Below are 7303 nucleotides of genomic sequence, written 5' to 3'. Positions count from 1 at the left end.
CGACAGAGGTTGCGCGCATCGTGGAGGATGCGCCCCCGCGAACACCCGGGATGCCGCCTACTCGGCGCCGCGTACGCCCTCCGCCCGCAGCCGCGCAACGTCGGCCGCGGAGTGCAGGCCCGCGTCGGAGCCCAGGCCCGTGGCCACGAGGCTGCCGCACGCCAGCCCTCGTTCCGCGGCCTCGGTGACGTCGGCGCCGTCCATCAGACCCCCGATGAACCCGGCGCTGAGCGCGTCGCCGCAGCCCGTCGTATCCACCACCTCGACGACATATGCCGGCAGCCGCATGTCGCGGGAGGCGCTCGTGCTGATGCTGACCCCCGCTGCGCCGCGGGTGATCACGAGGGTGCCCACACCGGCGTCCAGATAGAACGAGATGGCCTCGTCGAGCGTCGCGGCTCCGGCGAACGAGAGGGCGTCCTCCTCGCTGGGGAAGAGGTAGTCGATGAAGGGAAGGCACGGCAGCACGGCATCGCGATCGCCGACACCTCCGGTCGGGATGAAGTCCATCGTCGTCACGATCCCGGCGTCGCGGGCGCGGCGCAGCAGGTCGACGCTGGGCGCGCCGTCGATACCCGGCAGCAGGCACGTGCCGCCGAGATGGAGCACCGCGACGTCGCTCAGATCGATGGATGCCAGATCCTCGGGCGCGATCGCCGCGTTCGACCCGATGACGTGCAGCGCCGGCCGGCTCCCATCGTGGCGGATGGGCAGCATCGTCGCGGAGGTGGGCCGCTCGAGCCGCACGGCGAGGCCGGTGACGTCGACCCCCTCGTCGGCCATCGTGGAGCGCAGGAAGACACCCAGCGCGTCGTCGCCGACGGCGCCTACCGTCGCCACGGGAACGCCGAGCCGCGCGAGGTCGACGGCTGTCGCGGCGGCGGTGCCGGCCACGGTCAGGCGGATCTCGTCCAGCAGCGCGAGGCCCTGCCCGGGCGGGATGGCATCGACGTAGCGACCGAGCACGTCGGCGACGTGGAGGCCGACGGTGACGACGCGACGTGTGGGCTCGGGCATGGGTCTCCTGAGGTGGGGAAGGGGCCGGTGCGGATCCGGCGGTGCGAGGGGACGGTGGCCGGACGGACCGGTGCGGGAACGGGCGAATCCTACTGAGCGCGGGGCGCTCACCGCTTTCATGTCATCGTGTGACGACCGAGTCGAACGTTGTCTGACCCACTCCCTACGCTGAAGTGGCCGCCTCCCGGCGTCATCCCACACAGCATCCGCGGCGACGCGCGCACCGACGCGAGCGCCCACCGGCCCCACAGGAGCCCACCGTGAGAAAGTCCCTCTTCGCCCTCCCGGCGATCGTCGTCGCCGCAGGCCTTGCCCTCGCCGGCTGCAGCACCGTCTCGTCCGACGCGGCCGCCCCGAACGGCGACGGCGTCGACGCCTCCCAGCCGCTCGCGGGCAAGACCATCGGCATCGCCGTCGTCGGCACGCAGCACTTCTGGGACCGCGAGGCCTTCCAGGGCGCGGTCGACGAGGTCACCCGGCTCGGCGGCACGCCGCTCACCACCGACGGCAACCGCGACAACACCCTGCACGCGCAGAACCACGACATCTTCCTCGCCCAGAACGTCGATGCCGTCATCACGATCCTCGGCGACGCATCGGTCGACCCGAAGCTGCAGCAGCTGCACGACGCCGGCATCCCCGTCTTCGGTGTCGACCACGCCTCGGAGTGGGCGGTCAACAACGCCCAGTCCGACAACGAGGTGGGCGGCACCGCCCTCGGCAAGATCACCGGCGACGCCCTCGGCGGCACGGGCAACGTGGCCGTCTTCAACGCCTTCGGGACGAGCCTGTCGTTCTGCGGCGAGCGCTACGACGCGTGGAAGAACGAACTCGCGACGGACTACCCGGGCGTCAAGCTCATCGAGCCCGAGCTGGCGGAGCAGTTCGCCAACGCCCCCGACGACGCGCGTCAGCAGACGCTGGCGCTGCTGGAGAAGTACCCCGCCGGCACCATCCAGGGCATCCACGTGGCGTGCTGGGACCAGCCGGCCATCGGCGTGGTGCAGGCGATCGAAGACTCCGGTCGCACCGACGTGAAGGTCACCGCCTTCGACGCCGGCCCCGACACGCTCGAGATCATGAGCGAGCCGAACAGCCCGTTCGTCGGCAACATCGCCCAGCTGCCGCGCAAGATCGCCACGATCTCGGCAGACAACGTGGGCAAGTACTTCCTCGGCGAAGAGGTCGAGAAGGTCAGCTACGTCGACACCATCCCGGTCGCCGGCCCCGACGAGGCGACCGCGGTGGCGAAGGAGCTGGGCTACACCCAGTGACGATCGGTTCCTCCCCCCTCGTGACGCCGGTGCTCCGCATGACCGGCGTCACGAAGGCGTTCGCGGGCGTCCCGGCTCTCCGGGGCGCCTCGATCGACGTGCGCCCGGGCGAGGTGCACGGTCTCGTCGGCGAGAACGGCGCGGGCAAGTCCACGCTCATCAAGATCCTCGCCGGGATCTACGAGCGCGACGGCGGCACGGTCGACATCGGTGGGACGGATGCCGGGCGGCTCACTCCCGCGGACGCCCACGCGGCCGGCATCCGGTTCGTGCATCAGGAGCTGCAGCTCGTGCCCGACATGACCGTGGCCGAGAACGTCTGGCTCGGCAATGAGCAGAGCGCGGGCGGGGTGCTCCGCGGCCGCGCCATGAAGGCCCGCGTGACAGAGGTGCTGCACGACGTGCTCGGCATCCGGCTCTCCCCCACCCGGCTCGTCCGCGACCTCGGGCCCGCCGAGCGCAAGCTCGTGCAGGTGGCGCGCGCACTGGTCGACGACGACACGCGCCTCATCGTCTTCGACGAGCCCACGGCCCCCCTCGCCAGCGCCGAGGCCGAGCAACTGCTCGGCATCATCGGGCGCCTCCGCGAACGCGGCATCTCCAGCCTCTACATCTCGCACTACCTCGGCGAGGTCACGCGCATCTGCGACCGCGTGACGATCCTGCGCGGCGGCGCCGACGTGGGCCGCATCGAAGAGGTCGGGCCCGACAGCGGCCGGGAGATGGTCCGCCTGATGATCGGGCGCGAGATCGACGACCTCTACCCCCCGCGCCGACCCGTCACGACGATCGAGCCGGTGCTGCGTGCCCGGGGCCTCCGTGTCGGCGCCGTCGTGCACGGCGTCGACCTCGACGTGCGCCCGGGCGAGATCCTGGGGCTCACCGGCCTCCTCGGCTCCGGGGCGTCCGAACTCGCCGAGGCCCTGGTGGGGCTGCACCGCCACGCGGGTGATCTGTCGCTCCTGGGCCGCCGGTTCCGGCCGTCGAGCCCGGCCGCCGCCCTCGAGGCCGGCGTCGTGCTCGTGCCCCGCGACCGCCGCCACGACGGCGTCGTGCTCGACTTCTCGACCCAGCGCAATCTCACCCTCTCGACCCTCGCCGAGGGCACCCGCGCGGGCCTCCTCGACGACGCCGCGTCGCGGACCCGCGCCGAGGGCCTCGCCGAGCGACTCGACATCCGCCCGCGCGACACGAGCGTGCAGACCCGCCTGCTCAGCGGAGGAAACCAGCAGAAGGTCGTGCTCGGCCGGAGCCTGGCCGCCGGCGCCCGGGTCATCGTGCTCGACGAGCCCACGGTGGGTGTCGACATCGGCGCGAAGCAGGAGATCTACCGCCTGCTGGCGGAACTCGCGGCATCCGGAACCGCGGTCGTGATCGTCTCGACCGACCCCGCCGAGGTGCTCGGGCTCAGCGACCGCGTCGTCGTGCTCGAACGCGGACGCGTCGCGCACGAGGTGACGACCGACGGTCTGACCCTCGAGCACCTGAGCGCGTTGGTGACCGGGAGCGCCGGCGGGTCCACCGCCGACGCCGCCGCCCCCGAACGAACCGAAGGGGATGCCGCATGAGCGCCCTGACCGTGGAGCGCACGGCGCTCGCCCCGCGTCTGCGCCGCCTGCTGGCGCGGCGCGGCCCGCTGCTGGTCGTGCTCGCGATGACCGTGTACCTCGCCGTCACGGCGAGGGGCTTCCTCGGCGTCGCCAACGTCACGGCGAGCCTCACCCAGGCGGCCCCCGTCGCGTTGGTCGCGATGGGCCTCGCCATCGTCGTGATCGGCGGCGGCGACGACGTGGTCGTCGGCGGCATCGACCTGTCGATCCCCGCGACCGCGGCGCTCGCCACCGCCATCGTGAGCGATCAGCTCACCACCTACGGCACCCCGTTCGCCGTCGCGTTCGCCCTCGGCATCCTGGTCACCACCGTGTTCGGCCTGCTCAACGCGGTCCTCGTCGGCTGGGTCGGACTGTCGTCGATCCTCGCCACCCTCGCCGTCTACGTCGCCGTCGTCGGCATCACGCGCGTGGTCAGCGGCAATCGCCGCATCGACGTGACGGACCCCCTCATCATCGCCGTCCGCGACACGCGGATCGCCGGCATCCCGCTCGCAGCCGTGCTCATGCTCGTCGTCGCGGCGGTGCTGGTCTTCGTCATGGCGCGCACCCCGTACGGCCGTCGTCTGCAGGCCGTCGGCGGCAACCGGGATGCCGCGACCTTCGCCGGCATCCCGACCCGGCGCTACATCATGTCGACGTTCGTCATCGCGGGTGTCGTCGCAGGCCTCAGCGCACTGCTGCTCGTCGCGCGCGGCTCGGGCAGCAGCCCGGGGATCGACGAGCGCCTCATGGTCGACATGGTGCTGGCGACCTTCCTGGGGGCGGCCTTCACCCGCCGCGGCACGGTGACGATCTTCGGCTCCGTGCTGGGCGCGGTGTTCGTGGCGCTGCTGTCGAACGGCCTGATCCTCTCGCGCGTGGCCAACGCGTGGGTCGACGGCTTCAAGGGTGTGCTGATCCTGCTCGTCGTCGCCGCGGCCGCCGCACGCAAGAACGAGGAGGCCCGCGCGTGAGCACCACCGCCACCCGCACCCGCTGGTCGGGGGTCGCCGGTTCCGCCGCCGCGACCGTCACCCGCTACGGCTTCGTCGCCGCCTTCGCGTTGCTGGTCGTGTTCTTCTCGTTCGCCAGCGACGCGTTCCTGCGCCCGAGCAACCTGCTGAACGTGCTCGACGGCGTCGCGATCCTGCTGCTCGTCGCCCTCGCCCTGACGGTGGTGGTGTCGTCCGGCGGCATCGACCTGTCGGCCGCGGTCGCCGTCGACTTCGGCGCGTGGTTCGCGATCGTGTCGATGATGTCGTTCGGGATGCCGTGGCCCGTCGCCGTCCTGCTCGGACTCGTCGGCGGCGCGCTCATCGGGGCGCTCAACGCCTTCCTCATCGTGGGGCTCGGCGTGACGCCCTTCCTCGCGACCCTCGGCACCTTCTTCATCGGCCGCAGCGCCCAGCAGATCGGCACGAACGGCGGGGCGAGCGTCAGCTTCCGCGCCGCCCCCGAGGGCTTCACCTTCCTCGGCTCGGGCGACATGCTGGGCGTCGGCATCCCGGTGATCATCGCCGCGGTCGCGGCCGTGGGCGTCGGCATTCTGCTGCACCGCACCCCCGCGGGCGTGCGCATCCAGGCGATGGGCCTGCAGGATCGCGCGGCGGTCGTCGCGGGGCTTCGCACCCGTCGCATCCGCGTACTCGTCTACATCGGCGCGGGCGTGCTGTGCGCGGCGGGCGGCGTGCTGCTCAGCGCCTCGCTGCGGCTGTACACGCCTCTCGCGGGCTTCAGCTACCTGCTGGATGCCATCGCCGCGGTGTTCATCGGCGCGTCGATGCACCCGCGCTCGCGGCCGAACGTGCCCGGCACCGTCGTGGGAGTGCTTTTCCTGGGCGTCCTGGCGAACGGCCTCGATCTGCTGGGTCTCGACTTCAACGTCAAGGCCGCGGTGCAGGGGGTCGTGCTGCTGGTCGCCCTCGTGCTGGCGTACACCGTCGCGCAGCGCGCACGGGCGGCGGCGGAGCGCAAGCCCGCGGCGAAGACCCTCGACACCACCCCGGGCGGCACCCTGTGACCCCCGCCGTCCTGGGCATCGACGCCGGAACCACCGCGGTCAAGGCCGTGCTCTACTCGCTCGAGGGTGAGACGCTCGCCGCCGGTCACCGACCGGTCACGGTCATCCGTACGCCCGACGGGGCGGCCGAGAGCGACATCGACCTCGTGTGGGAGGCCGTCGTCGGAGCCGTCCGTCAGGCTCTGTCGCAGGCCCGCAGCGCAGGGCCCGACGTCGTCGCGATCGGTGTCACCGGCCAGGGCGACGGGGCGTGGCTCATCGACGTCGACGGTCGCCCGGTGCGCCCGGCAGCCCTGTGGCTCGACGGGCGGGGCGCCGACCGCGTGACCGCGTGGCAGCGCGACGGGCGGGATGCCGCGGTGATCGCCGCCACCGGCTCGGCCAGCTTCCCGGGGACGCTCCCCGTGCTGCTCGACGGCTTCGCCGAGACCGAGCCCGAGACCCTCGCCCGCGCGGCCCACCACCTCAACTGCAAGGACGCGGTGCGTCACCGCCTCACCGGCGAGGTCGCCACCGACCCCTCCGAGGCGTCGCGCACGTACCTGGATCCGGCGACCCTCGCCTACTCCGACGAGATGATCGACGCGCTCGGGCACCGTCGCTTCGCGCACCTGCTCGCCCCCGTGCGTGCCCCGCACGAGAGCGCCGGCACCCTCACCGATGCCGCCGCCACCGAGCTGGGCCTCCGGGCCGGCGTGCCCGTCGCCACGGGGCTCGTCGACTCCGCGGCCTGCCCCGTGGGGCTCGGCGCCCTCGACGATCAGGACGGGTGGGTCGTGCTCGGCACGACCGCCACCGTGGCCGTCAACCGCGTCGACCGCGCCGCCGCCGACAGCGGGATCGGCATCCTCATCCCCACCGGCCGCGGGACCCAGGTGCTCGAGGCCCTGTCATCGATGGTCGGCACGCCCAACCTCGACTGGGTGCGCGACACCCTGGGTCTCGCCGACCGCGGCTGGAGCGAGCTCGAACGCCTCGCGCGCACGGCGCCCGCCGGCAGCGGCGGGGTGATCTACCTGCCCTACGGCTCGCCCAGCGGCGAGCGCGCCCCGTTCGTGGATGCCGCAGCCTCGGCATCCTGGGTCGGCATGAACGTCACGACGACTCCGGCTCAGCTGTTGCGCAGCGTCTTCGAAGGCCTCGCGTTCTCGGTCGCCGAGTGCCTCGATCTGCTGGATGCCGCCGAGCGCGTGCCCGTGTGCGGCGGTGGCGCGCGTAGCGACCTGCTGTGCCAGCTGCTGGCCGACGTGTCGGGTCGCACGATCGTGCGCACGACCGACCCCGAGGTCGGGGCGCGGGGCGCGGCGACCGTCGCCCTGGTGGCCGCGGGGCTCGCCGTCGACCTGGAGGCCGCGGTGCGGGTCTTCCCCGCCGACGCGGTCGAGTTCGCCCCGCACCCC

Annotated in this window: 6 protein-coding genes; 5 read left to right on the top strand and 1 reads right to left on the bottom strand. The window is 72.8% G+C overall.

All coding sequences use genetic code 11. The annotated features are described in order from the left end of the window. Positions 1–57 precede the first annotated feature (57 nt). Positions 58–1017 carry a sugar kinase gene (locus tag RWP81_RS12460; RefSeq protein WP_314456552.1) on the bottom strand — a complete coding sequence of 320 codons (960 nt, stop codon included), beginning with the start codon at positions 1015–1017 and terminating at the stop codon, positions 58–60. Between the two features lie 260 nt (positions 1018–1277). Here RWP81_RS12460 and RWP81_RS12455 point away from each other — a divergent pair, with 260 nt between their 5' ends. The 5 genes from RWP81_RS12455 to RWP81_RS12435 all read left to right on the top strand — a co-directional run. Continuing rightward, positions 1278–2291 (top strand): sugar ABC transporter substrate-binding protein, encoded by a 1014-nt coding sequence (locus RWP81_RS12455; protein WP_314456551.1) that lies wholly within the window; start codon positions 1278–1280, stop codon positions 2289–2291. After that, the gene (locus RWP81_RS12450) at positions 2288–3859 is read left to right on the top strand and encodes a sugar ABC transporter ATP-binding protein (protein ID WP_314456550.1); all 1572 of its coding nucleotides are present in this window, start codon (positions 2288–2290) and stop codon (positions 3857–3859) included. Before RWP81_RS12455 ends, RWP81_RS12450 begins: the two co-directional genes overlap by 4 nt. Continuing rightward, positions 3856–4857 (top strand): ABC transporter permease, encoded by a 1002-nt coding sequence (locus RWP81_RS12445; protein ID WP_314456549.1) that lies wholly within the window; start codon positions 3856–3858, stop codon positions 4855–4857. Before RWP81_RS12450 ends, RWP81_RS12445 begins: the two co-directional genes overlap by 4 nt. Further along, positions 4854–5903 (top strand): ABC transporter permease, encoded by a 1050-nt coding sequence (locus RWP81_RS12440; RefSeq protein ID WP_314456548.1) that lies wholly within the window; start codon positions 4854–4856, stop codon positions 5901–5903. Before RWP81_RS12445 ends, RWP81_RS12440 begins: the two co-directional genes overlap by 4 nt. Next, a partial coding sequence (locus RWP81_RS12435) for an FGGY-family carbohydrate kinase (RefSeq protein ID WP_314456546.1) occupies positions 5900–7303 on the top strand: 1404 nt, incomplete at its 3' end. The genes RWP81_RS12440 and RWP81_RS12435, both read left to right, overlap by 4 nt.

This window comes from uncultured Microbacterium sp., from assembly GCF_963521695.1.
Taxonomy (GTDB): Bacteria; Actinomycetota; Actinomycetes; order Actinomycetales; family Microbacteriaceae; genus Microbacterium.
Note: the sequence above shows the minus strand (reverse complement) of the source record. Positions and strands in the feature narration are given on the sequence as shown.

What these genes read in the sequence shown, in the direction of transcription:
- RWP81_RS12460 (WP_314456552.1), bottom strand. Translation starts at nt 1,017, where the DNA reads ATGCCCGAGCCCACACGTCGCGTCGTCACCGTCGGCCTCCACGTCGCC.
- RWP81_RS12445 (WP_314456549.1), top strand. Translation starts at nt 3,856, where the DNA reads ATGAGCGCCCTGACCGTGGAGCGCACGGCGCTCGCCCCGCGTCTGCGC.